This window comes from Streptomyces sp. NBC_01296 (assembly GCF_035984415.1).
Classification (GTDB): domain Bacteria; phylum Actinomycetota; class Actinomycetes; order Streptomycetales; family Streptomycetaceae; genus Streptomyces.
Window position 1 is genome coordinate 103,222 of the sequence record NZ_CP130721.1, and the last position, 25,555, is coordinate 128,776.

The following is a 25,555-nucleotide window of genomic DNA, read 5'->3' on the forward strand; positions in this document are numbered from 1 at the left end:
GTTCATGCTCCGCGAGTTCCTGCCGGACGTTTCCGCCGACGAGCTGGACGCGGACTTCGGCTTCCCGGCGGCGGGCGCCGTCGACAGCCTCGCCCTGCTCAAGGTGATCATGTGGCTGGAGGACGAACACCACATCAACACCGACGAGTTCGTCCTGGACCCGTAGTTCTTCCGCTCGGCCGCGGCGATCGACGCGTTGATACGGACGCTTCCCGGCTGCAGGCGGAGGCCGCCGCCGTGGCGGACGCCACCACCGAGATCGCGGACGGGGTGTACGCCTGCGTCCAGAGCGACGGCGGCCGGTGCCTGAACAACGCGGGCCCGGTCACCGGCGGGAACGGGCGCGGCCCCGTTCTGCCTGATGGGATCCGTCTGGCCACCGTCCCGCGCCACGGGAGCGCCGGACGGGCCGGAGCCGTAGCGGCGGCTCCGGCCCGTCTGTGGGCCGTGCCCGCCCGGTCAGACCAGGTCGTCGCGGGTGACACGGCGGGTCGCGACCCGCAGGGCGCCCTCGACACGGACCAGCACGTCCTCGCAGACGCACACGCGGTGCACCCGGGACTCGCCGCCGATCTGCGAGGCGTAGACGATCGCGTACGAACGGACGCCGACGGCGCCGTCCGGGCGCTCGCAGACGTCGAACATGCCCATGAAGTGCCGGTGGCGCTGGCCGGCCTCGGCCAGCTGCGCGGCGCTGCGGCTGGTCGCCGTGACCAGGCCCGCCCGTCCGCGCACCGGCTGCGGCAGCGTCGGCACGTCGAAGACGGCGTCCTCGGTGAACGTCTCGGCCCAGCGCTGCGACTCACCGAGGTCCAGCAGCTGCATCTGGTGGGCGTAGAACTGCTGGACCTCGGCGTACAGGGCACCGAAGGCCGCGGCCGCCTGTGGTCCCGTGCCGGCCTGGAGGGTCATGGAGTGCTCCGTTCTGGTGGATGGCGCCACCTTCGTCCCTCCGGGTCGAGCGGGCTTCGAAGACCCCTCGAACCCGTCGCCGGACCGGCCCCTGCCGGTTCTCGAGTCGCGTTCGTGCGGCCGTCGAGGTGAGCGGGACATGGTCAGGACATCAATGCCGTTCTGGAGGTACACCGATGAAGCCAGAGACGAAGCCAGTGGCCCTGGTCACCGGGGGCACGAGCGGGATCGGACTGGCCGTGGTCCGCGACCTCGCCCGCCGCGGCCACCGCGTCTTCCTCTGCGCCCGCACCGAGCAGCAGGTCAAGCAGACCGTGGAGGACCTGCGGGCCGAAGGCCTCGAGGTCGAGGGTTCCGCCGCAGACGTCCGTGACCCCGCATCCGTCAAGGCGCTGGTCGCCGCCGCGGTCGAGGCCTTCGGCCCCGTCTCGATCCTCGTGAACAACGCCGGCCGCAGCGGCGGCGGCCCGACCGCCGACCTCACGGACGAGCTCTGGTACGACGTCATCGACACCAACCTGAACAGCGTCTTCCTGCTGACCCGCGAGGTGCTCAAGTACGGCGGGCTCGAGGGCGCCTCCTACGGGCGGATCATCAACATCGCCTCCACCGCCGGCAAGCAGGGCGTGGTGCTGGGCGCCCCCTACTCGGCCTCCAAGCACGGTGTCGTCGGCTTCACCAAGGCGCTCGGCAACGAGCTCGCCCCCACCGGCATCACCGTCAACGCGGTCTGCCCCGGATACGTCGAGACCCCGATGGCCCAGCGCGTGCGCTCCGGCTACGCGGCCGCGTACGACACCTCCGAGGAGCAGATCAAGCAGAAGTTCACCGCGAAGATCCCGCTCGGCCGCTACTCCACCCCCGAGGAGGTGGCCGGCCTGGTCGGCTACCTGACCACCGACGTGGCCTCGTCCATCACCTCGCAGGCGCTCAACGTCTGCGGCGGCCTCGGCAACTTCTGATCCGGAAAGCAGGGATTCCCCACGATGTCCGCTGAGCGTGTGCACCGCACGACGCACGACGTCACCGTCGCCGCACCCGCCGGGGTGGTCTACGGCCTGATCTCCGACGCTGTCCAGTGGCCGCTGTACTTCCCGCCCAACGTCCACGTCGAACGCCTGGAGTTCGACGGGACGCACGAGCGGCTGCGCATGTGGGCCACCGCCAACGGCCGGATCAAGTCCTGGACCTCGAAGCGCACCCTGGACGTGGCGCAGCGCCGCATCGCATTCCGCCAGGAGGTCCCGGCCTCCCCGCTGGAGTCGATGGGCGGCACCTGGATCGTCGAGCCGCGCGGTGCCGCCTCCTGCCGGCTGGTCCTGCTGCACGACTTCACGGTCGCCGGCGACAACGCCGAGAACGTCGCGTGGGTCGAGCGCGCCACCGACACCAACAGCCGGGCCGAGCTCGGCAACATCAAGCAGCTCGCCGAGGGCTGGGAGCGCCTCGACGACCTCGTGATGTCCTTCGAGGACTCCGTGCGCGTCGAGGGCCCGGCCGAGCGCGTCTACTCCTTCCTCCACCGCGTCCAGGACTGGCCGACGCTGGTCCCGCACGTCTCCCGCCTCGACGTCACCGAGCCGGAGCCGGGCGTCCAGGTGATGTCCATGGACACCCTGACCGCCGACGGCAGCTCCCACACGACCGAGTCGGTCCGGGTCTGCTTCCCGCACGCCCGCCGCATCGTCTACAAGCAGACGGCGACGCCCCTGCTGATGTCGGCGCACACCGGCGAGTGGTCGCTCGTCGAGGACGAGACCGGCGTGACCGTCACCTCGCAGCACAGCGTCGTGCTGCGCGAGGAGAACATCACCCGCGTCCTGGGTCCCCAGGCCGGGATCGCCGAATGCCGCCGCTACGTCCGTGAAGCGCTCGGCCGCAACAGCACGGCGACCCTCAATCTCGCCAAGGCACATGCCGAGTCCGCCACCGGGGAGCAGAGCCGGGACGGAGCCCGGGCGGCCTGACCCGTCGTGTCCACCGCTGCTCCGGCTCCGCTCAAGCAGCTCTGACCAGGCTGAACGGCGACGGAACCCTCGGACACACCAGGGCGGCACGCGGGCTCTCCTCCACACATGTGCAGCCCCGGTCCTCCAGACCGGGGTTGCTTTGCGTGCGTCCCCCAGCGACGCCCTGACCACAGCCCCGGCCCCACACGGGCCGCGCAGGAACTTCCGACACACCCAAGGAGAGGTATGACCCCCAACACGATCATCGCCGAGGAGAGGCACGAAGCGGCCGGTCCGCCGGCCGGTCCGCTCCCGTGGCACCTCGCCCTGGTCAGCGGGGCCAACGGCGCCTCCCTTGACGCCGGTCTCGCCGCACTCAAGAACGCCCCCGCCGGTGCCCCCGCGGCCGCCTCCCCGGTGACCCGCCGCACCGTCGGCGCGGGCTCCGCGACGCACCGCGGCGCCGTGCTGACCGGCCCCGAGGGCCCGGTCGAGCTGGGCGCCAAGGAGCAGGACGCCACCGAGGCGCCGCTGGCCTTCCTCTTCCCGGGCCTGGGTGACCACTACCTCGGCATGGGCCGCGACCTGTACCGCGACTTCCCGGTCTTCCGCGCCGAGGTCGACCGCTGCGCCGAGCTGCTGGCCCCCGAACTCGGCCTGGACATCCGCGAGGTCGTCTTCCCGGCCACCGCCGACGAGACCGCCGACGCGGACCGGGCCCCGGCCATGGACCTGCGCCGCATGCTCGGCCGCGACAGTGCACCCGTCAGCGCCGAGGAGCGCCGGCTGAACGCCACGAAGCTGGCGCAGCCCGTCCTCTTCGTCATCGAGTACGCGCTCGCCGGCCTGTGGCGCAGCTGGGGCGCCCGCCCCGCCGTCCTGACCGGCTACAGCCTCGGCGAGTACGTCGCCGCGACGCTGGCCGGCGTGCTCTCCCTCAAGGACGCCCTGACCCTGGTCGCCCGGCGCGCCGCGCTCATCGACACGCTGCCGCAGGGCGCGATGCTCGCCGTCATGCTGCCGGAGCCGGACGTGTCCGCCGAGCTCGGACCGAACCTCTCCCTGTCCGCCGTCAACGGGGACTCGTTCTGCGTGGTCGCGGGACCGGAGGAGGACATCGCGGCGCTGGAGGCCTCGCTGCGCGCCCGCGACGTCATCAACCGCCGCGTGACCACCACGCACGCCTTCCACTCCACCATGATGGAGCCGATCGCGGACCAGGTCACCGAGCTCGCGAGGACGCTGACCCTCAAGCGCCCGAGCATCCCGTACATCTCGAACGTCACCGGGCAGCTCATCACCGACGAGCAGGCCACCGACCCCGGCTACTGGGCCCGCCACCTGGTCAGCCCGGTCCGCTTCGCCGACGGCCTGCGCGCCATCGGCGCGGACCACGCCCTGCTCGAGGCCGGCCCCGGCCAGACGCTGAGCAGCCTGGCCGCCGAGGTCCGCGGAGCCGGCACCGGTACCGTCGTCGCCTCGATGCGCCACCCGCTGGAGCGCCGCTCCGACACCTCCGTCGCCCTCAAGGCGCTCGGCCGGCTGTGGCTGGCCGGCGGCGCGGTGGACTGGACGGCCTTCCCCGCCGAGGCCCTCGCGGTCGACGGCGCCGCCCCGGCCGGCGCCCTGGCGCCCGCCGCCGAGGACGGGCCGAGCGCCACCGAGCAGGAGCTGCACGCCCTGTGGGCCCGGCTGCTGAAGACCGAGGAACTCCCCCGGGACGTCTCCTTCTTCGAGCTCGGCGGCAACTCGCTGCTGGCCACCCGCCTGATCCTGCGCATCACCCGCGCCTTCGGTACCGAGCCGACCCTGCGCCAGGTGTACGAATGGGCGACGCTGGCCCGGATGGCGAAGGCCATCGACGCGCTGCGCGCCGGCCGCGACCCGCAGGCCGAGCTGGACGGCGACACCTCGGGCTCCTCGCACACCGGCAGCTCGCTCGCCCGCTTCGAGCTGCCCAACGGCATGATGGTCTCCCACCAGAACGAGGCGGAGACCCGCCACTTCTACGAGGACATTTTCGACCACCGCGTCTACGGCAAGAACGGGATCACCCTCTCCGACGGCGCCACCGTCGTCGACGTCGGCGGCAACATCGGCCTCTTCACGCTCTTCGCGCACTACGAGGCCAAGAACGTGAAGATCTACACGTTCGAGCCGGCCCCGCCGCTGTTCGAGCTCCTGGGCCGCAACGTCGCCGAGCACGGCGCCGACGCCACGCTGTTCAACATCGGCATTTCCGACGAGGAGTCCGAGGCGAACCTCACCTTCTACCCCCGCAGCTCCGGCATGTCCTCGTTCCACCCGGACGAGGCGGAGGAGAAGCACAACCTGCGCACCATCATCGCGAACCAGCGCGAGGCCGGCGGGGACGAGGCGGCCGACGAGCTCGCCGGGTACACCGAAGAGCTGATGGACGTGCGCTTCGAGGCGATCGAGTTCACCGCCAGGCTGCGCCCGCTGAGCGCGATCATCCGCGAGCAGAACATCGAGCGCATCGACCTCATCAAGATCGACGTGCAGAAGAGCGAGCGCCAGGTCATCGACGGCATCGCCGACGAGGACTGGCCCAAGATCCAGCAGATGGTGCTGGAGGCGCACGACGCCGACGGTGAGGTGGCCCGTCTGGTCGCGCTCCTGGAGAGCCGCGGGTTCCACGCCGAGGCCGAACAGGACGAGCTCTACGCCGGCACGGACATCTACAACATCTACGCCGTACGCGGCGCACGCTAACGGAGTCGACCAGTCATGGAATTCACGACAGCAGGAGTCGTCGGAGCCGGCGTCATGGGCGTCGGAGTCGCACAGAACCTCGCCCAGACCGGCCACCGCGTCGTTCTGGTCGACCTCTCCGAGGAGATCCTCGACAACGCCCGCAAGGAGCTCCGCAACAGCCTCCGCGCGTTCGCGATGTTCAACCGCAAGGCCGCGGTCGACCCCGCCGAGATCTTCGAGAAGATCGAGTTCACGACCGACTACGAGCAGCTCGCCAAGGCGGACTTCGTCGTCGAGAACGTGACCGAGGAATGGGCGATCAAGGAGAAGGTCTACAAGGAGCTCGACCGGATCTGCCGGCCCGAGGTCGTCTTCGCCGTCAACACCTCGGCCATCTCCATCACCCGCGTCGGCTCGGTCACCAGCCGTCCCGAGCGCGTCGTCGGCATGCACTTCATGAACCCGGTGCCGCTCAAGCCGATGGTCGAGGTCATCCGCGGCTACCACACCACCCCCGAGACCATCGACACCGCACGCCGCTTCCTGGCCGAGCTGGGCAAGGAGTGCATCGTCGTCGAGGACGTGCCGGGGTTCGTCTCCAACCGCGTCCTGATGCTCACCATCAACGAGGCCGTCTTCCTGGTCCAGGACGGCGTGGCCCCCGCAGCCGACGTCGACCGCATCTTCAAGACCTGCTTCGACCACAAGATGGGCCCTCTGGAGACCGCCGACCTCATCGGTCTCGACACCATCCTGAAATCCGTCGAAGTGCTCTACGAGAGCTTCAACGACGACAAGTACCGGCCGGCGCCCCTGCTCAAGAAGATGGTCGCCGCCGGCCTGCTCGGCCGGAAGAGCGGCCAGGGATTCCACACGTACCGCTGACCGAGCCGTACACCGCACCGAAGACGACAGGACGGATCGAGATGAGCACGGACAACAAGGCCAGGATCGCGGAGTACCTCTCCCGCTTCATCCCGGTGCAGGACCTCAAGGACGACCAGGACATCTTCGAGCTCAGCTTCGTCAGCTCGATGTTCGCGATGCAGCTCGTCTCCTTCGTGGAGCACGAGTTCGGCATCACCGTCGAGAACGAGGACCTGGAGCTGGAGTACTTCCGCTCCATCAACGCACTCGACGCGTTCGTCAGCCGCAAGCTGGCCGCGCCGGTCGCCCCGTAGCGCGAGCGGAGCCGACCCCAGATGACGACGACGCTCACCGCGGAGCAGGCGCAGGCCCAGAAGGAGTTCCGGGCCTTCGCCGACCTCCGTGTCGCCCCGTACGCGGATGCCCGGCACCGCGCCCAGCGCACCCCTCCCGAGGCCATCCGGCTGCTCGCCGACGAGGGCCTGCTCGGGCTGCCGGTCCCGGCCGAGTACGGCGGCGGAGGCTGCGACGCGGTGACGCTCGGACTGCTGGCCGCGGAGCTCGGCCGCGCCTGCTCCTCGCTGCGCAGTCTGCTCACCGTCCACACGATGGTGGCGCACGCCGTCGCCCGCTGGGGCACCCGCGCCCAGAAGGACACCTGGCTGCCCCGGCTCGCCCGCGGAGAGCGCATCGGCGCGCTCGCCGTGTCCGAGCCGGGCACCGGCAGCGACGCCTCCTCCGTCACCACCCGGATCACCCCGGACGGCGACGACTGGATCCTCGACGGACACAAGAAGTGGATCACGTACGGCGAGAGCGCCGACCTGTTCCTCGTCGTCGGCCGCAGCGAGCAGGGACCCACCGCCCTGCTCGTCGAACGGGACACCCCCGGCCTGCGCACCGAGCTGATCGAGGACATGATCGGCATCCGCGCCTCGATGACCGCGAACGTGTACTTCGACCACTGCCGCGTCCCCGGCGCGAACCTGCTGGCCCGGCCGGGCCTCGGCGTCTCGCACGTGACCGGCGCGGCCCTCGACCTCGGCCGGTACACCGTCGGCTGGGGCTGCGTCGGCATCCTCGACGCCTGCCTCGAGGCCGCCACCGACTACGCGGCGGACCGCGTCCAGTTCGGCGTCCCCATCCGGGAGCACCAGCTGGTCCGCCGCATGATCACCGACATGTACACCTCTTCCCGGGCCGCCCGGCTGCTGTGCCTGGAGGCGGGCCGGCTGCGCGACGCACGCGACCCCGGGGCGCTCGCCGCCACCTCGACGGCCAAGTACTTCGCCTCCTCTGCCGCCGCCCGCGCCGCCACCGACGCCGTGCAGATCCACGGCGCCAACGGCTGCGGCCCCGACTACCCCGTACAGCGGCTCCTCGGCGACACCAAGGTCATGGAGGTCATCGAGGGCAGCTCCCAGCTCCACCAGGTGGGCCTCGCCGAGTACGCCTTCCAGGAGCGCGCCCTGCTCCGCCGCACCCCCTCGCCGCAGACCGTGGAAGTGAGTGACCGATGACGACGACCACCGAGACCCCCGTCGTGACCACAGTCAAGTGCGTGGTGTGGGACCTCGACAACACCGTCTGGGACGGCGTCCTCCTCGAGGACGCCGAGGTCACCCTGCGCCCCGAGGTCGTGGAGACCCTGCGCGTCCTGGACGAGCGCGGCATCCTGCACTCCATCGCCAGCCGCAACGACCACGACGCGGCCATGGCCAAGCTGACGGAGTTCGGCATCGCCGAGTACTTCCTCTACCCCCAGATCAACTGGGGCAACAAGTCCGACTCCGTGCAGGCCGTCGCCAAGGCCGTCAACATCGGCATCGACACCCTCGCCTTCGTCGACGACCAGCCCTTCGAGCGCGACGAGGTCGCCTTCGCCCACCCGCAGGTGCGCTGCATCGACGCCCTCGACGCCGCGGACATCCCGCAGCTCCCCGAGATGCACCCCCGGTTCGTCACCGCGGACTCCCGCGAACGCCGCCACCTCTACCGCGCCGACGCACAGCGCAACGCCGCCGAGGAGTCCCACGAGGGCACCTCCGAGGAGTTTCTCGCCTCGCTCGGCATGAGCTTCACCATCAGCCCCGCCGAGGAGCGCGACCTCCAGCGCGCCGAGGAGCTGACGGTCCGTACGAACCAGCTCAACGCCACGGGCTACACGTACTCGTACGAGGAGCTGGACGCGTTCCGCCGCTCCGCGGACCACGACCTGCTGGTCGCCGGTCTCGAGGACAAGTACGGCACCTACGGCAAGATCGGCCTCTCCCTCGTCGAGCGCGGCGAGGGCGTGTGGACCGTCAAGCTGCTGCTGATGTCCTGCCGGGTCATGTCCCGCGGCGTCGGCTCCGTGCTGCTCGGCCACCTGATCCGCGAGGCCCACCGGGCCGGGGTGCGGCTGCGCGCCGAGTTCGTGCCGACCGACCGCAACCGGACCATGTACATCACCTACAAGTTTGCCGGCTTCCGCGAGATCGCCAAGAAGGGCGACATCTCGGTCCTGGAGAACGACTTCTCCCGGATCCCGGAGTTCCCCCCGTACATGGACGTCACCCTCGGGGGCTGACCCGCCCCCCCTCGAGACCCTTCCCAGCAGCGCCACAGAACGAGACGGATGGCCAACATGAGCGCCCAGGCGAACGAGGACCGGCTTCGGCGGGCCATGGCTGCAGTGATCCAGCTGCAGCAGCGCAACGCCGAGCTGGAGAACGAGCGGCACGAGCCGGTGGCGGTCATCGCCATGGCCTGCCGGCTTCCCGGCGGAGTCACCACGCCCGAGGAGTACTGGGAGCTGCTGGCCGGCGGCCGCGATGCCATCGGCCCGCTACCGGCGCGGTGGGCCGGTCTCGACCTGTACGACGCCGACCCCGCGGCGGTCGGCAAGAGCTACGCGCAGGAAGGCGGATTCCTCGACGGGCTCGAGGAGTTCGACGCCGACTTCTTCGGCATCTCCCGCCGTGAGGCCGTCTCCATGGACCCGCAGCAGCGGCTGGTCCTGGAGGCCTCCTGGGAGGCCCTGGAGCGGGCCGGCCTGCGCCCCGACGCGCTGGCCGGCAGCCGCACCGGCGTCTACCTGGGCGCCATGCGCTCCGACTACGACACCGGCAACGCTCCCCTGGAGGTCCTCGACGGCTACCAGGGCACCGGCATCTCCGGCAGCGTGGTCTCCGGCCGCATCAGCTACGCCCTCGGCCTCCAGGGCCCGGCCCTGACCATCGACACCGCCTGCTCCTCCTCGCTGGTCGCCATCCACTCGGCGGTCGCGGCCCTGCGCGGCGGCGACTGCGAACTGGCCCTGGCCGGCGGCGTCACCGTGATGAGCTCGCCCGCCATGTTCGTCGAGTCCAGCCGCCTCGGCGCGATGGCCCCGGACGGCCGCTGCAAGAGCTTCTCCGCCGGGGCCGACGGCGCGATCTGGTCCGAGGGCGTCGGCATCCTCGTCCTGAAGAAGCTCTCGGCCGCACGCCGCGACGGCGACCGGGTCCTCGCCGTGGTCCGCGGTTCCGCCGTCAACCAGGACGGCCGCAGCCAGGGCCTGACCGCTCCCAACGGGCCCGCGCAGCAGCGCGTGATCCGCGACGCGCTCGCCTCCTGCCGCCTGACCCCCGCCGACATCGACGCGATCGACGCCCACGGCACCGGCACCCCGCTCGGCGACCGTATCGAGGCCGGCGCGCTGGCCGAGGTCTTCGGACCCGGGCGGGACGCCGCACAGCCCGTGTGGCTCGGCTCGTCCAAGTCGAACCTCGGCCACACCCAGGCCGCCGCCGGCGTCGTCGGCGTGATGAAGATGATCCTGGCGCTCCAGCACGAGGAGCTGCCCGCCACCCTGCACGCCGCCGAGGCCAGCCCGCACGTCGCCTGGGACAGCAGCGGCCTGCGGCTCCTGCAGGCGAACACGCCGTGGCAGCGCGGCGAGCGGGTGCGCCGGGCCGGCGTCTCCTCGTTCGGCATCAGCGGCACCAACGCCCACGTCATCGTCGAGGAAGCCCCGGCCGAGGCGCCCGCCGAGACCCCCGAACCCGCGGCGGCTCCGGCCGCGACGACGGCGCAGACCCCCTGGTCCGCCGTCCCCCGCCCGCTGCTCGTCTCCGGCTCCGACGCCGCCGCGCTGCGCGCACAGGCCGCCCGCTGGGCCCGCTGGATCACCGAGCACCCCGAAGCCCACTGGCCGGACGTCCTGCGTACCGCCGCCCTGCACCGCACCCCGATGGAGTTCCGCGCCGCGGTCGTCGCGGCCGGACCCCGGGAGGCCGCCGAGGCGCTCCGCGCACTCGCCGAGGGCCGGCCCCACCCCTGCCTGACCTCCGCGACCGCCCGCGAGCGCGGCAGCGCCGTCTTCGTCTTCCCCGGCCAGGGCTCGCAGTGGCCCGGCATGGGCCGCGAACTGCTCGAGCAGAGCGAGGTGTTCCGTAAGGCCGTCGAGGAGTGTGACGCCGCGCTCGCGCCCTGGACCGGCTGGTCGGTGGCGAAGGTCCTGCGCGGCGAGGCGGACCTCGAACTCACCCTCGAGCGGATCGATGTACTCCAGCCCGCCCTCTTCGCGGTGATGATCGGCCTCGTCGCACTGTGGCGCTCGCTCGGTGTGGAACCGGCCGCCGTCGTCGGCTCAAGCCAGGGCGAGGTCCCGGCCGCCGTCGTCTCCGGCGCGCTCTCCCTCGCCGACGGCGCCCGGCTGACCGCCCTGCGCTCCCAGGGCCAGCTGCGCGAGTGCAGCGGCCGCGGCGCCATGGCCCTGGTCGAACTGCCCGTGGACCGCACCCGCGAGCTCATCGCCCCGTACGGGGACGCCCTGTCGGTGGCCGTCGTCAACACGGCCGGCTCGACCGTGGTCTCCGGCGACGTGGACGCCGTAGAGCGCCTGCTCGCCGCACTCGAAGGCGGCGACGTCTTCTGCCGCCGCATCCAGTCGGACACCGCCGGGCACAGCGCGCACATCGACTCCATGCTGCCCTGGCTCGCCGAGCAGCTCGCCGGCCTGCGCCCCGGCGCCACGGCCGTGCCGTTCTACTCCACCGTCACGGGCGGCGTGCTCGAGGGCGCCGCCCTCGACGGCGGCTACTGGTGCCGCAACGTCCGCGAGACGGTCCGCATGGACCTCGCCCTGGCACGGCTCGCCGCCGACGGCCACGACGTCTTCGTCGAGATCTCCCCGCACCCCGTCCTCGGAATGCCCCTGACCAGCGCCACCGCCGAGCGGCACGGCGCCGTCGTGGGCAGCCTGCGCCGCGACCAGGGCGGCCTCGACGAACTGCTGCGCTCGTTCGGCTCCCTGCACACCATGGGCTACCCGGGCGACTGGACCCGGGTCTTCGGCGCCGCGGAGGACGGCCGCAGCCGGCTCGCCGACCTGCCCACCTACGCATTCCAGCGCAAGCCGTACTGGACCGACGTGCCCGGATACCGCCGGCTCGACCCCGCCGAGATCGCCGCGCTCGCCGACCGGACCCAGGACACCCCGGCCGACGCCGCCGACGGCCCGGCCGCCCTGCGGGCCGCCCTCGCCGCCCTCGGCGACGACGAACGCCACGAACACCTCACCGAACTCGTCCGCCGCGAGGCGGCCGCGGTCCTCGGCGCCGCCGCCCCGGTCCCGGCCGCCAAACGGCTCCAGGAGCTCGGCCTCGACTCGATCATGGGGCTCCAGCTACGCAACCGGCTCACCGAGCTGACGAACGCCACGCTCCCCGTCAACCTCGCCTTCCAGCACCCCACTGCGCACGACATCGCCGCGTACCTGCTCGCCCACGCCCTCGACGCCGCCCCGAGCGCCACTGAGGCCGGGCTGGAACGCGCCGCGCGGCGCGAGACGCACCCGGCGACCGACGGCCAGCGCCGGCTCTGGTTCCTGGAGCAGCTGCGCCCGGCCAGCGCCGAGTACAACACCCCGCTGGTGCTGCGCACCGCGGACCGCCTCGACGCGGCCGCGCTGCGCGCGGCCCTGGCCTGGGTGAGCGCCCGTCACGAGGCGCTGCGCACCGCCCTGGAGCTGCGTGAGGGCGAACTCGTGCAGGTCGTACGGGAAGCGGGGGAGCCGCAGTTCACCCACGAGGACCTCAGCCACCTCGGCGAGGACGAGCTCGACGCCCGCATCCGCCGCGAGGAGCGCGCCCCGTTGCGCCTGGACGGGGACGGCCTGCTGCGCTGCCTGCTCGCCGACACCGGTGACGGCGGAAGCCTCATCGGCATCTTCCTGCACCACGCCGTCATCGACGGCTGGTCCCTGTCCGTCTTCACCCGCGAGCTCTTCGACGCCTACACCGCCTGCGCCGAGGGCCGCACGCCCGAGGCCGCCGAGCCCGCCTTCCAGCTGGGCGACTACGCGGCCTGGGAGCAGCGGGCCGTCCGGGAGGGCCGCTTCGCGAAGGGCCTGCAGGTGATCGGCGGCCGTCTCGAAGGCCTCGGCCGGCTCGAACTGCCCGCCGCGGACGCCGCTTCGGGCACCGGAGAGGACGCACGGGCGGAAGCGGAGGGCGGCACCACCGGCTTCACCCTGCCCGCCGCCCTGCGCGCCCGCGTCGAGGAGCTGGCCGCGCGGACCGGGGTCACCCCGTACACCGTGTACGCGAGCGCATTCGCCGTCCTGCTGGCCCGTACCACCGGCAGTGAGGACTTCGCCCTCGGCACGGTGTGGGCCAACCGCCGGCTGGCCGGCACCGAGAACCTGCTCGGTTTCCTCGTCACCACCCTGCCCCTGCGTTTCGAGCTGGCGGGCGACCCCGACTTCGAGCAGGTGCTGGGGGCGACCGCGCCCCGCGTCCTGGAACTGATGGAGCACCAGGACCTGCCGCTGTCCGAGCTGGTCAAGGCCGTCGGCGGCGAGCGCACCGGCGAGGACAACCCGCTCTTCGGCGCCGTCTTCAACTACCGGGCGAGCGAGCTGCCCCCGCTCGGCGAGGGACCTGGCGCCTGGACGCCGTCGGCCGGAGCCGTCGGCGGAGGCCCGCGCGGCGTCGCCAAGTCGGCCGTCGGCCTGACCCTCGCCCCCGACGGCGAGGGGCTGCGCGGCGAACTGGAGTTCCTGCCGGGCTTCCTCGGACGGTCCGCGGCCGCCCGCATGGCGGACAACTTCACGGCCCTGCTGGAGGCGGTCACCACCGACGCGGCCCGGCCCGTCGGCGTCCTTGAGCTGATCTCCGCCGCCGAACTGGCCTGGCTGGAGGAGCAGGGCGGCCACGCCGCGGCCGAGGTGAGCGGCCCCACCGCCCTCGAGCGCATCCTGGCCCAGGCCCGCCGCACGCCCGACGCCGTGGCGCTCGTCGACGCCGGCCGTGACTGGACGTACCGCCGGGTCGTGTCCCGGGCGGCGGCGATGGCCGGGCACCTGCGCTCCGCCGGAGCCGGCCCCGGGACCCTGGTCGGCATCCACCTGCCGCGCTCGGCCGACCTCGTGGTCGCCGTGCTCGCGACGTGGCTGGCGGGCAGCGCCTACGTCCCGCTGGACCCGGAGTACCCCCAGGCCCGCCTGGAGCACGTGGTCCGCGACAGCGGCCTGCTGCTGGTGATCTCCACCCGTGAGGGCGCGGCCGCCATCGCCGACGACCGCATCGAGGTGCTGCTGGCCGATGCGTTCCCCGAGAGCGCCGAGCAGGGCGAGCTCCCCGGGGAGGAGGCCGCCGCGGCGGCCGCCCTGTCCTCGCTCGCGTACGTCATCTACACCTCCGGGTCCACCGGCCTGCCCAAGGGCGTCCAGCTCGAGCACGCCCAGTTCGCCAACTTCTGCGCGGCGATGGACCTGAGGGTCGGCGGCGGCACCGGGGACACCTGGCTCGCGGTCACCAGCCTCTCCTTCGACATCTCCACCCTCGAATTGCTGTGGACCCTGACCCGGGGCTACCGGGTCGTCGTCGGGCAGGGCGGTCCGGCCCGCTGGGCCGACTACCTCCCGTACGCCCCCACCCACCTGCAGTGCACCCCGTCGCTGGCACGCATGCTGCTGGCCGACGGCGACGGCCGCGCCCTCGTCCAGGGCCTGCGCCGGATGCTCGTCGGCGGCGAGGCCCTGGACCGGGGACTGGCCCGCAAGCTGGACCGGCTGTGCCCGGGCGGGCTGATGAACATGTACGGGCCCACCGAGACCACGGTGTGGTCGGCGGCCTGGGACGCGGTGCCGGGCGAGGTCTCGCTCGGCACGCCCCTGCTCGGCAACCGGCTGTACGTCCTCGACGCGGCCGGCCGGCGGGTGCCGCGCGGCACCCGCGGCGAGCTCTTCATCGGCGGACTCGGTGTCGCCCGCGGCTACCTGAACCGCCCGGAGCTGACCGCCGAACGCTTCGTACCCGACCCGTTCGCCGCGGACGGCGCCGCCCGCATGTACCGCACCGGCGACGTCGTACGCCACCGGGCCGACGGCAGCCTGGAGTTCTGCGGCCGCGCCGACGCTCAGGTCAAGCTCCGCGGCCACCGCATCGAGCTCGGCGAGATCGAGGCGGTCGCCGCCGAGCACACCGCCGTCGCCGAAGCGGCCGCCGTGGTCCGCGAGGACGTGCCGGGCGACCCTCGGCTGTGCCTGTACGTGACCCTGGCGCCGGGCCGCGCCGCCGCCGACGAGGACCTGCTGGCGGCCCTGGCCGAGCGGCTTCCCGCCGCCATGGTCCCGTCCCGGCTCATCCGGCTCCCCGAACTGCCGCACACCCCCAACAAGAAAGTCGACCGGGGCGCCCTGCTGAGGCTGGCGGCCCCCGCGGCGGCCACCGCGTCGGCCCGTGCACAGGCCGACGGCAGCATCGGGTCCCTGGTCAGCAACGCCTGGGCCGAGGTGCTGGGGCTGGCCTCCGTCGACCCCGACAAGGGCATCTTCGACCTCGGCGCCAACTCCATGACCGCCCTCGAGGCACACAAGATCATCTGTGCGGGGCTGGGCCGGGAGTTCCCGCTCTCCACCCTCTTCCGCTACCCGACCGTGCGCCAGCTCTCCGCGTTCCTGCAGGACGGCTCGCACGCCACGCTGGCCCGCCAGGTGTCGGCGGCCCGCCGCGAGAGCGCCGGCGAGGACGCCGTTGCCATCGTCGGCATGGCCTGCAAGCTGCCGGGCGCGCCCGACCTCGACACCTTCTGGCACAACCTGCGCGACGGCATCGAGTCGATCACGTACTTCAGCGACGAGGAACTGCGCGCGGCCGGCGCCACCGAGGACGAACTGGCCGACCCCGCCTACGTCCGCGCCCGCGGCCTGATCGACGGCGCCGACCTCTTCGACGCGGCGTTCTTCGACTACTCGCCCGCCGAGGCCGAGGTCATGGACCCGCAGCACCGGTTGTTCCTGGAATGCGCCTGGCAGGCGCTGGAGCACTCCGGCATCGTGCCCTCCACCTACGACGGCAACGTGGCCGTCTTCGGCGGTACCGGCTTCGGCGGCTACCACCAGGACGCCACCGGCGACCTGTCCTCCTTCTACCGCTCGATGATCGGCAACAAGAACGACTACCTGGCCACCCGCGTCGCCCACAAGCTCGACCTGCGCGGCCCCGCACTCTCCGTCCAGACCGCCTGCTCGACCGGCCTCGTCGCAGCGCACCTGGCCCGTGAGAGCCTGCTGCGCGGCGAGTCCGACGTCGCCCTGGTCGGCGCCTCCTCGCTGACCATCCCGCTGCGGCGCGGCTTCGTCCACCAGGAGGGCCTGGTCGTCTCCCCGGACGGCAAGTGCCGCGCCTTCGACGAGAAGGGCGCCGGCACCGTCTTCGGCAGCGGCGTCGGCATGCTCGTCCTGCGCCGCCTCTCCGACGCGATAGCCGCCGGCGACACCGTGTACGCCGTTCTGCGCGGCAGCGCCGTCAACAACGACGGCGCCGCCAAGGCCGGCTTCACCGCCCCGAGCGTGCAGGGCCAGGCCTGCGTCATCGCCGAGGCCCAGGCCGCGGCCGGCGTCACCCCGGACAGCGTCGGCTTCATCGAGGCGCACGGCACCGCCACCTCACTGGGCGACCCCATCGAGGTGCAGGCCCTCCAGCAGGTCTTCGGCTCCGCCGACCGCGAGGAGCCCTGCGCCCTCGGCTCCGTCAAGACCAACATCGGGCACGCGGACGCGACCGCCGGCATCGCCGGCCTCATCAAGGCGGCTCTCGCCGTGCACCACGGGGAACTGGTGCCGAGCCTCAACTACGAGCACCCCAACCCCGAGATGGGCCTCGACCCCAACCTGTTCTACGTCAACACCGAGACCAAGCCGTGGCAGCCCCAGGGCCCCCGCCGCGCCGGCGTTTCCTCCTTCGGCATCGGCGGCACCAACGCCCACGTCGTACTGGAGCAGGCCCCCGGGGAGCCGCAGGCCGCCGCCCGCCCCGAGGCGGAGCCCGGGGCCCTGCCGGTCGTCCTGTCCGCCCGCACCGACGTGGCGCTGCGCGAGCAGGCCGGCCGCTGGGCCGACCGGCTGGAGGAGGACCGCACGCTCCGGCTCGCCGACGTCGCGTACACCGCGGCCGTGCGCCGCACCCACTTCGGCCGCCGCGCCGTGGTCACCGCCGCCACCACCGACGAGGCCGCGGCCGCCCTGCGCGCCCTCGCCGAGGGCCACTCACACACCCTGCTGGCCCAGGCCGCCGCCCGCGGCCGCGGCCGCACCGTGTTCGTCTTCCCCGGCCAGGGCAGCCAGTGGGACGGTATGGGCCGCACCCTGTTCGAGCAGTCGCCCGCCTTCGCCCGGACCGTCCGCGAGTGCGACGCGGTCCTCGCACCCCAGCTCGGCTGGTCGGTCGCCGACGTGCTGCGCGGCACCGGCGGCCCCGAACTCTCGGCCCGCGCCCTCGACGTCGTACAGCCCGTGATGTTCACGATGTACGTCGGCCTCGCCGCCGCCTGGCGGGAACTGGGCATCGAGCCCGACGCCGTGACCGGCCACAGCCAGGGCGAGGTCGCCGCCGCAGTCGTGGCCGGCGCACTCACCCTCGAAGAGGGCGCCCGCATCATGGCCGTGCGCAGCCGCGCACTCCAGGCCGTCGCCGGCGTCGGCGCCATGGCCATCGTCGAGCTCCCGGTGGAGCAGGTGCTCGAGCGGATCGCCCCCTACGGGGACGCGGTGTCCGTCGCCGCCGTCAACACCCCGACCTCGGTCGCCCTGTCCGGCGACGCCGACGCGATCGAGGACCTGCTCTTCACCCTCGACGACGACGACATCGTCTGCGGCAAGCTCGAGGCGCCCGTCGCCTCGCACAGCCACTGGATGGACGCACTGCTCCCGGCCCTGGAGGCCGACCTCGCGGACCTCGCGCCCACCGCCGGCCACGTGCCCTTCTACTCCACGGTGACCGGCGCCCTCCTCGACGGCCGCGCCCTCGACGCCGCCTACTGGTGCCGCAACCTGCGCGAACCCGTCCGGCTGGACCTGGCCCAGCAGGAACTGATCGCCGCCGGACACGACGTGTTCATCGAGGTCAGCCCGCACCCTGTGCTCGCCATGCCGCTCACCGAGGGCAGCGACAAGGCCGTCGTCGCCGGCACCCTGCGCCGGGGCCACGGCGAACGCTCCGAACTCCTGCGCACCCTCGGCGAACTGCACACGCACGGCCACCGGGTGCCCTGGGAACAGATCCTGGACGCCGTCACCCCCGCAGGCCCCGCCGAAGGCACCCGCGCGCTGCGCGTCGCCGAACTGCCCACCTACGCCTTCCAGCGCCGCTCCTACTGGATCGACCCGCCGAAGCCCGAGGACACCCCCCGAGCCGCCGCCGACCAGGCCTTCTGGGACGCGGTCGGCGAGGACGGCGGCCCGGAGCGCCTCGCCGCGCTCCTCGACGCCCCCGACCACCTGAAGCAGGGCATCGACGAGCTGCTCCCGCTGCTGAACTCCTGGTGGCAGCGCCAGGAGTCCCGCGAGACCGTCGCCGGCTGGCTGTACGAGGACACCTGGGAGCTCTCCCCGGCCCCGTCCCCCACCACCCTGACCGGCCCCTGGGCCCTGGTGACCACCGAGGCCGAGGCCGAGAGCGCCGACGCCGTCGAGGACGCGCTGCGGGCCGCGGGAGCCACCCCGTACCGCATCCCGTCCGGCCCCGACCGGGCCGTCCTCGGCGCCGCCCTCTCGGCCCTGCCCGAACCGCCCCGCGGAGTCCTCACCCTGGGCTCCCTCGACGACACCCCGGACGGCTCCGGATCCACCGCGGGCTTCGCGAGCACCCTCGCGTTGCTCCAGGCGCTCGGCGACCTCGGCCTCACCGCACCGCTGTGGGCCCTGACCCGCGGCGCGGTCGACACCGACGGCAGCGGGCCCGTCCCCGCACCGCTCCAGGGCCTGGTCACCGGTCTCGGCCGGGTCGCCGCGCTCGAGGACCCGCTGCGCTGGGGCGGCACCGTCGACCTGCCCCGGCAGCCCCACCCGGGCTGGGCCGGACAGCTCGCCGCGTGCCTCGCCGCCGGCGACCACGAGGACCAGGTGGCGCTGCGCGCCGGAGGCCGGCACGTACGCCGCCTGCGGCGTACCGCGCCCCGCCCCACCGGCACCTGGTCCACCCGCGGCACCGCACTGATCACCGGCGGCCGGGGCGCCCTCGGCCTGCACCTGGCCCGGCACCTCGCCGAACGCGGCGCCGAGCACGTCGTGCTGGCCTCCCGCCGCCCCGGCACCTCCCCGGAGACCGACCAGCTGCGCACCGAACTCGCCGCCCTGGGCGTGGAACTGACCCTGGAACAAGCCGACCTCGCCGACCGCGAGCAGGTGGCCGCCCTGCTCGCCCGCACCGGCGACGCACGCCACCCCCTGCGCACCGTGGCCCACCTGGCGGGCCTGTCCCGGCCCACCGCCCTCACCGGCCTCACCCCCGGGGCGGCTGCCGAGGAGAACGCGGCCAAGGTCCACGGCGCCTGGCACCTGCACGAGCTCCTCGCCGACCGCGAACTCGACGCGTTCGTGCTCTACGGCAGCGGCGCCAGCCTGTGGGGCGGCGCCGGCCAGGCCGCGTACGGAGCCGCAAACACCGCGCTCGATGCGCTCGCCCGCCACCGCACGGCCCGCGGACTGCCCGCCACCGTCGTGCACTGGGGCGGCTGGGCCGGCGGCGGCATGGTCACCGCCGAGGCCGAACGGGCCGCCCGCTCCCGGGGCCTGCGCACCGTGGCTCCCGCGCTCGCCCTGGACGCCCTCGACCTGGCCCTCGGCTCCGGCATGGTGGCCCTCGGCGTCGCCGACATCGACTGGGCGGCCTTCGCCCCCGCCTACCGGGCCGCCCGGCCCCGCCCGCTGCTCGACTCCCTGCCGGAGGCCCGGGAACCGGAAGCCGAGCAGCTGCCCGATGCCTCCGCGGGAGCGGAACTGCGCACGACCCTGGCCGCGCAGTCCCCCGAGGACCGGCTGCACACCGTCACCACCCTGGTCAAGGCCGAGGTCGCCCCCGTCCTCGGCCTGGACGGGGCCGAGCTACCCGAGGACCAGCCGCTCCAGCAGCTGGGCCTGGACTCGCTGATGGCCGTACGGGTCCGCAACGAGCTCACCCGCCGCACCGGACTCGCGGTGACCACCGAGGCGATCCTGCGCCACGCCACCTGCGCGGGCATCGCCGCCCACCTGGCCGGCGAGCTCCTGCCCGGGGGCCACGCCCCCGCGGCCCCCGCGGCCCCTGCGCCCGCTGCCGGCGACAGCCCCTGGCTGAGCGTCCTCAAGCCGGCCGCGGACCCGCGCGCCCGGATCGTCTGCGTCGCCGGCATGGGCGGCACCACCGGCGGACACGTCCCGCTGGTGCGCCACCTGCCCGACGACGTCGAACTCCTCGGCGTCCAGCTGCCGGGCCGCGACGGCCGCAGCGGCGAGGCACCCGTCACCGACATGATGTTCCTCGCCGACCAGGTCGTCGCCGCCCTCGCCGGCCGGCTCGCCCCGGCCGGCGGCGCACCCGCAGAGGCCGGCGCCCCTGTGGTCCCCGCCGCCCCCGTCGTCCTGTACGGCCACAGCCAGGGCTCCTGGCTGGCCTGGGAGGTGGCCCACCGGCTCGCCCACCGGCCCGGCGTACCGCCCCTGGCGCTCGTCGCGGCCTGTGCGCTCCCGCCGCTGGCCCCCCTCACCCCCGGCCTCGACCGGCTCGGCGAGCTGACCGGCGACCTGGACACGGCCGACCCCGCCGAGCTCGCGGCCCTGCTGGCCGGGCTGCTCCCCGAGGAAGTCCTCGCCAGCGAGGAACTGCTCGCCGAGTACGTCCAGCGGCTGCGCACGGACACCGTGCTCGCCGAGAACCACCGCACGGTGCTGCGCGGCACCACCCGGGCGGCCCTGGACATCCCGCTGTTCGCCGTGTCCGGCAGTAGCGACCCGGTGCTTCCCGAAGGGGCGATGGAGGTGTGGCGCGAGCTGACCGGCGCCGCCTTCGTCCCCCGCGAGATCGAGGGCTCCCACGCGGCGCCGATCACCAACCCCGAGGCCATGGCGGCCGAACTCATGAACGCGATCACCACGATCGCCACCAGCCTGGAGGACAACCATGCCTGAGACCGTGCGCCCGGACGGGGCGCGGATCCACTACGAGGTGTACGGCACCGGCTTCCCCGTCCTGCTCCTCGGCCCCGGCGAGGTACCGGGCCAGTGCGACGGTGCGCGAGCCGCGTTCGCGGAACTCGCCACCGCGCTCGCCGCGCAGTTCCGGGTCGTCACGGTCGACGCCCGCCACCAGGGTCGCAGCACCGGCCCCGCCGAGCCGTTCTGCTACGGACGCACCGCGGCCGACCAGCTGGCCGTCCTGGACGAGCTCGGCATCGAGCGCGCCCACGTCGTGGCCTCCGGCGCCGGCACCCCCCAGGCCTGGCGCCTGGTCCAGGACGCCCCGGAGCGGATCGCCGCCGTCGTCGCCCACGCACCCGTCGGCATCGACGGGAGCAACACCCTCGGCGACTTCCTGGGCACCTTCGACGAGGCCATGCGGCTGGCCCGCGCCGAGGGCGTCGAGGGCGTGATCGCGGAGGCCGCCCTGGGCGGCGGCTTCGCGGCCCGGCCCGGCGCCGGCCCGTACGCCCGGCGCTTCGAGGAGGTCTCCTCCTTCCGCGAGGAGATCCTCGCCCTGCGCCGCGAGCGCTACATCGTGGGCCTCGTCCGGTTCCGCGACGGGCTCTGGCCGCAGGGATCGGCCTTCTTCTCCGTACCCGAGGAGTGGCTCGCGTCGTTCCCCGCGCCCCTGCTCGTGCTGCCCGGCGCAAGCGCCCTGGCCCCCGAGGGCCTGGCCAAGCGGCTCGCCGCGGAGGTGCCCGGCGCCCGTATCGCGCAGAGCGGCCCGGGCACCCCCGACCGCGGGACGGAGACCGTCGACCAGGTCGTCTCCTTCCTCCTCGAGACCACCGCACGCTGAAGGAGACGACCGTCATGATCACGCTCGACAACCTCGACATCACCGACGAGACGGCGTACGCCGAGACCGGCTACCCGTACGCGGAGTGGGACCTGCTGCGCCGCGAGGAGCCCGTGTTCTGGTACCGGCGCCCCGGCTTCGAGCCGTTCTGGGTGCTGACCCGGCACGAGGACATCGCCTACGTCTCGCGCAACCCGAAGCTCTTCTCCAGCGCCCAGCGGGTCACCCTCGACACCCCCGAGGCCGTGGAGATGTTCGAAGCCCAGCTGGAGGCGCGGGCCGAGATGTTCGGGCACGCCCCGGACCTGCCCCCGGCCCTCTCGTACATGGACTCGCCGCGCCACCGCCACCTGCGCCAGGTCATGGCGCCCTGCTTCACGCCCAAGGCGATCAGGGAGCTGGAGGAGCGGTTCCACGAGCTGGCTGCCGAGTACGCGGCGGCGTTCACCCGCCTGCTCGACGAGAACGGTACCGCCGACGTCGCCAAGAGCCTGTCCGCACGGCTGCCGGTCGCAGCGATCTGCGAACTGGTCGGCGCGCCCCTCAAGGACTGGGACGACATCTTCGAGTGGACCGAGGGCACCACCGCGGCCGCCGACCCGGAGAACCAGCGCGACGGCGAGGACGCCGAAGCCACCTTCGCCCGCAACATGGGCGCACTCAGCGGCTACGTCGCGGGCCTGGTCCAGGAGCGCATGGCCGACATCGACGGCACCGGCACGGACGTGCTGAGCCGCCTGGCCCGCGCCCGGATCGAAGGCGAGCCGCTGGCCTTCCACGAGATCCTCTACACCATCTTCAACCTGCTGGTCGCGGGCATCGGCACCACCCGCAACGCGACCACCGGCGGTATCCAGGCCCTCCTGGAACACCCCGAGCAGGTGCAGAAGCTCATCGAGGACCCGTCGCTGGTCGACGGCGCCGTCGAGGAGATCCTGCGCTGGACCTCGATCGCCGTGAACTTCGTGCGCACCGCGACCGAGGACACCGAGATCGGCGGCCGGCTCATCCGCAAGGGCCAGACCGTCGCCATGTGGTACCCGGCGGGCAACCGCGACGAGGCGGTCTTCGAGAACCCGTACCGCTTCGACGTGACCCGCGACGCCACTGCGCAGATCGCTTTCGGCGGTCACGGCGAGCACATCTGCCTGGGCGCCCACCTGGCCCGCCTGGAGCTGCGGGCCGTCCTGCGGGCCGTGCTCCCGCTGCTCCCCGAATTGGAGCTCGTGCGCAAGCCCGACTTCAGCGTGCTCCACCTCCAAGCCGCCGAAATCAAGCGGCTTGTCGTACAACGCAAGGAACGGTGACAGACCGATGACGGAGAATTCGACCCAGGAGCCGAGGCCGGTACCGGCCTCCCTCCGGGAGTTCGCGGCCGGAGACGAGTCCGACCTCAACGTGGTGGCGCCCTGGACGGGGCCCGCCGTGGACGCGGAGACCGGGCTGCTGAAGGAGCCCATCCGCGGGCGGCACCTGATCGCGACATCGGTCGGCTGGCCGAAGCCGGGGCACGAGGACGCCGCGATCGCGCTGAACGAGGCGATCCTCGGTGAGCTCTACGTGCGGCCCGGCCTGCTGGCCGTCACGCTCGCGATATCGGCGAACAATTTCAGCAGCACCCGCAGCCTCAGCATCTGGGAGAACGAGGCGGCGCTCAAGGGATTCCTGAAATCCGAGCCGCACATGGTGGCCGCGCGCCGCGTCAGGGAGCTCATGTACGACTGGGAAGGTGCCAACTGGGTCTCCGAGGAGACGACGGAACTGCCGACCTTCGACGAGGCCAAGGCCCGTCTCGACGCCGTCCGGCCGCCCGGCCCGAGCGATTTCGAGTCGTACGACGACGCCGCGACCGCCTGAATTTCACTTGACCGCTCGAGAAGCACTCGAGAGTTCCTCGAAGAACGCTTGAGGGTCACTCGGGAACAGTACGACAAGGAGTTGTTTCATGACCGCGACCACCGAGGCTCCGGCCCAGCCGCTGACGACCCATTTCCTGCACCACTTCGATCTGGCCTACGGCATGGTGCTCCACCTCGCCGAGGACTTCGACGAGGAGAGCGCGCGCCTGGCCCCGGCCCCGCACAAGCCGCTCGTCTGGTTCCTCGGGCACCTGATCTGCGCGACCGACTACTTCTCGACCCTGCACCAGGGCACCGAGTCCCTGGTCACCGAGGAGTTCTCCCGGCACTACGCCGGGAACGGCAACTCCGACTGGTCGTGGGGCCCTTCGCTGGAAGAGATGATCACCCTCTACCAGCAGGTGCACGAGCGGATGCGCGCCTTCGTGGCCGAGCTAGAGCCCGCGGACCTCGACCGCGAGTCCCCGCTCGAGCCCTTCGGCGACGACCGCCTGAAGAACCTCGGAAAGGCGCTTTCGATCATTCAGATGCACGACGCCTTCCACTGCGGACAGCTCAGCTGCCTGCGCGTCGCACTCGGCAAGTCCGTGCCGTTCTAACCCGCCCTTCGGGCTGGCCGAAAATCCCCGCATCCCGTATCCGGGTCGATCTGCCCGGATACGGGATGCCGGAGTCGCTGCTACCGTGTCAGAAGGCTTCGCCCGTACCGCGGTCCAGGAAGAGGGGTTTCAAATGCCTTCGCACATTGCATTCTTCAATTTTCCGGCAATCGGCCATGTGAATCCGACGCTCGGAGTCGTCGAGGAACTGGTCAAGCGGGGGCATCGCGTCACCTGCACGGTGACCGACCATTTCGTGCCCGCGATCGAGGCGATCGGCGCCGAGGCCGTCCGCTACGAATCCGTATTCGGTGAGTTCTACCGCTCTCCGTACACGGATGAGGCGAATGCGGGCGAGGGAATGCGCTGTCTCAACGACGCGACCTCCCTCGTCGAGCAGGCTGGCCCCTTCTACGAGAAGAACCGCCCCGACGTCATCGTCCACGACTTCATGTCCTGGGGTGCCCGCTTCTACGGCGGCAAGCACGACATCCCGCTCGTCCGGCTCTTCCCGAGCTACGGCAACAACGAGAACTTCTCCATCCAGGAGAAGTTCCCGCTGGCCGAGTTCACCGACCCGCAGGTCGTCGAAATGATCGGCGAGCTGGCCCGGCTCCTGCCGGAGTTCAACCTCCCGGCCGACCCCATGGCCTTCTTCCAGTACGTCGAGAAGCTCGGCCTCATCTTCCTGCCGCGCGACTTCCACTACGACGGCGACACCTTCGACGACCGCTTCGTCTTCGTCGGCCCGTGCATGGGCGACCGCTCCTTCCAGGGCTCCTGGCAGCCCGCCTCGGACCGCCCCGTCCTGCTGATCTCCCTCGGTACCGCCGCCACCGGCTGGGCCGAGTTCTTCCGTACGGCCGTCAAGGCGTTCGGCGACAGCGAGTGGGACGTCGTCATGGCCGTCGGCGACCACATCGACGCCGCCGAGCTGCGCCCGCTGCCGGCCAACTTCGAGGTGCGCCGCCACGTGCCGCAGCTGGAGGTCCTGCAGCAGGCCAAGCTGTTCGTCACCCACGGCGGCATGAACAGCGTCATGGAGTCCCTGTACCACGGTGTCCCGATGGTCGTGATCCCGCAGATGAACGAGCAGAAGGCCAACGCCCTGCGCGTCGACGAGCTCGGCCTCGGCCGCCACCTGAGCAAGGACGACACCACCGTCGACAGCCTGCGCGAGGCCGTCGCGGCCGTCGCCGGCGACAGCGCCGTCACCACCCGCGTGGCGGACATGGGCGCCGCCATGCGCCAGGTGAACGGTCCCGTCCTGGCCGCAGACGCCATCGAGAAGTACCTCGTGGAGCAGGCCGGCTGACCGGCACCGCCTTCCGAAGACCCGTGCCCCGGCCACCCGGCCGGGGCACGGGTCTTTGCGCGTCGCGGCCCGCCGT

General features: G+C 72.6%; 15 protein-coding genes. 14 read left to right on the plus strand and 1 reads right to left on the minus strand.

The annotated features are described in order from the left end of the window. The first annotated feature begins 4 nt into the window (after window positions 1–4). A complete protein-coding gene (locus OG299_RS40960) occupies window positions 5–166 on the plus strand; it encodes a hypothetical protein (protein WP_327364771.1) in 162 nt (53 codons plus the stop codon). 293 nt (window positions 167–459) lie between these two features. Here OG299_RS40960 and OG299_RS40965 read toward each other — a convergent pair whose 3' ends face one another. Then, window positions 460–912, minus strand: coding sequence for a nuclear transport factor 2 family protein (locus OG299_RS40965; protein WP_327364772.1), 453 nt, complete (start codon window positions 910–912; stop codon window positions 460–462). A 176-nt stretch (window positions 913–1,088) separates the two neighbouring features. Here OG299_RS40965 and fabG point away from each other — a divergent pair, with 176 nt between their 5' ends. From fabG to OG299_RS41030, 13 genes are all read left to right on the plus strand, one after another. Further along, on the plus strand, window positions 1,089–1,874 hold the full coding sequence (gene fabG, locus OG299_RS40970; RefSeq protein ID WP_327364773.1) for a 3-oxoacyl-ACP reductase FabG: 786 nt from the start codon (window positions 1,089–1,091) through the stop codon (window positions 1,872–1,874). 24 nt (window positions 1,875–1,898) lie between these two features. Then, entirely contained in the window at window positions 1,899–2,879 is a 981-nt protein-coding gene (locus OG299_RS40975; protein ID WP_327364774.1) for an aromatase/cyclase, read from the plus strand. Between the two features lie 228 nt (window positions 2,880–3,107). Then, entirely contained in the window at window positions 3,108–5,594 is a 2,487-nt protein-coding gene (locus OG299_RS40980) for an FkbM family methyltransferase (protein ID WP_327364775.1), read from the plus strand. A gap of 15 nt (window positions 5,595–5,609) precedes the next feature. Continuing rightward, entirely contained in the window at window positions 5,610–6,461 is an 852-nt protein-coding gene (locus tag OG299_RS40985; protein WP_327364776.1) for a 3-hydroxyacyl-CoA dehydrogenase family protein, read from the plus strand. 41 nt (window positions 6,462–6,502) lie between these two features. Beyond that, the gene (locus tag OG299_RS40990) at window positions 6,503–6,757 is read left to right on the plus strand and encodes an acyl carrier protein (RefSeq protein WP_327364777.1); all 255 of its coding nucleotides are present in this window, start codon (window positions 6,503–6,505) and stop codon (window positions 6,755–6,757) included. 21 nt (window positions 6,758–6,778) lie between these two features. After that, window positions 6,779–7,963, plus strand: a complete 1,185-nt coding sequence (locus OG299_RS40995; RefSeq protein ID WP_327364778.1) for an acyl-CoA dehydrogenase family protein — start codon at window positions 6,779–6,781, stop codon at window positions 7,961–7,963. Continuing rightward, entirely contained in the window at window positions 7,960–9,012 is a 1,053-nt protein-coding gene (locus OG299_RS41000) for an HAD-IIIC family phosphatase (RefSeq protein WP_327364779.1), read from the plus strand. Before OG299_RS40995 ends, OG299_RS41000 begins: the two co-directional genes overlap by 4 nt. A 57-nt stretch (window positions 9,013–9,069) precedes the next feature. Beyond that, a complete protein-coding gene (locus tag OG299_RS41005; protein WP_327364780.1) occupies window positions 9,070–20,856 on the plus strand; it encodes a non-ribosomal peptide synthetase/type I polyketide synthase in 11,787 nt (3,928 codons plus the stop codon). After that, complete coding sequence (locus tag OG299_RS41010) at window positions 20,849–21,706, plus strand: alpha/beta hydrolase (protein WP_327364781.1); 858 nt, start codon at window positions 20,849–20,851, stop codon at window positions 21,704–21,706. The genes OG299_RS41005 and OG299_RS41010 overlap by 8 nt, the downstream gene beginning before the upstream one ends. Before the next feature lie 14 nt (window positions 21,707–21,720). Further along, window positions 21,721–23,013, plus strand: coding sequence for a cytochrome P450 (locus OG299_RS41015; RefSeq protein ID WP_327364782.1), 1,293 nt, complete (start codon window positions 21,721–21,723; stop codon window positions 23,011–23,013). Window positions 23,014–23,020: 7 nt separating this feature from the next. Beyond that, entirely contained in the window at window positions 23,021–23,563 is a 543-nt protein-coding gene (locus tag OG299_RS41020; protein WP_327364783.1) for an antibiotic biosynthesis monooxygenase family protein, read from the plus strand. Window positions 23,564–23,651: 88 nt separating this feature from the next. Next, the gene (locus tag OG299_RS41025; protein ID WP_327364784.1) at window positions 23,652–24,164 is read left to right on the plus strand and encodes a DinB family protein; all 513 of its coding nucleotides are present in this window, start codon (window positions 23,652–23,654) and stop codon (window positions 24,162–24,164) included. A 133-nt stretch (window positions 24,165–24,297) separates the two neighbouring features. Then, window positions 24,298–25,479: a macrolide family glycosyltransferase gene (locus OG299_RS41030; RefSeq protein WP_327364999.1), complete on the plus strand. Its 1,182-nt coding sequence runs from the start codon at window positions 24,298–24,300 to the stop codon at window positions 25,477–25,479. Window positions 25,480–25,555 lie beyond the last annotated feature (76 nt).

Bases quoted from the DNA above. Each gene is read 5' to 3' on its own strand.
- OG299_RS40960 (WP_327364771.1), top strand. From the start codon at position 5: ATGCTCCGCGAGTTCCTGCCGGACGTTTCCGCCGACGAGCTGGACGCG.
- OG299_RS40965 (WP_327364772.1), bottom strand. From the start codon at position 912: ATGACCCTCCAGGCCGGCACGGGACCACAGGCGGCCGCGGCCTTCGGT.
- fabG (WP_327364773.1), top strand. From the start codon at position 1,089: ATGAAGCCAGAGACGAAGCCAGTGGCCCTGGTCACCGGGGGCACGAGC.
- OG299_RS40975 (WP_327364774.1), top strand. From the start codon at position 1,899: ATGTCCGCTGAGCGTGTGCACCGCACGACGCACGACGTCACCGTCGCC.
- OG299_RS40980 (WP_327364775.1), top strand. From the start codon at position 3,108: ATGACCCCCAACACGATCATCGCCGAGGAGAGGCACGAAGCGGCCGGT.
- OG299_RS40985 (WP_327364776.1), top strand. From the start codon at position 5,610: ATGGAATTCACGACAGCAGGAGTCGTCGGAGCCGGCGTCATGGGCGTC.
- OG299_RS40990 (WP_327364777.1), top strand. From the start codon at position 6,503: ATGAGCACGGACAACAAGGCCAGGATCGCGGAGTACCTCTCCCGCTTC.
- OG299_RS40995 (WP_327364778.1), top strand. From the start codon at position 6,779: ATGACGACGACGCTCACCGCGGAGCAGGCGCAGGCCCAGAAGGAGTTC.
- OG299_RS41000 (WP_327364779.1), top strand. From the start codon at position 7,960: ATGACGACGACCACCGAGACCCCCGTCGTGACCACAGTCAAGTGCGTG.
- OG299_RS41005 (WP_327364780.1), top strand. From the start codon at position 9,070: ATGAGCGCCCAGGCGAACGAGGACCGGCTTCGGCGGGCCATGGCTGCA.
- OG299_RS41010 (WP_327364781.1), top strand. From the start codon at position 20,849: ATGCCTGAGACCGTGCGCCCGGACGGGGCGCGGATCCACTACGAGGTG.
- OG299_RS41015 (WP_327364782.1), top strand. From the start codon at position 21,721: ATGATCACGCTCGACAACCTCGACATCACCGACGAGACGGCGTACGCC.
- OG299_RS41020 (WP_327364783.1), top strand. From the start codon at position 23,021: ATGACGGAGAATTCGACCCAGGAGCCGAGGCCGGTACCGGCCTCCCTC.
- OG299_RS41025 (WP_327364784.1), top strand. From the start codon at position 23,652: ATGACCGCGACCACCGAGGCTCCGGCCCAGCCGCTGACGACCCATTTC.
- OG299_RS41030 (WP_327364999.1), top strand. From the start codon at position 24,298: ATGCCTTCGCACATTGCATTCTTCAATTTTCCGGCAATCGGCCATGTG.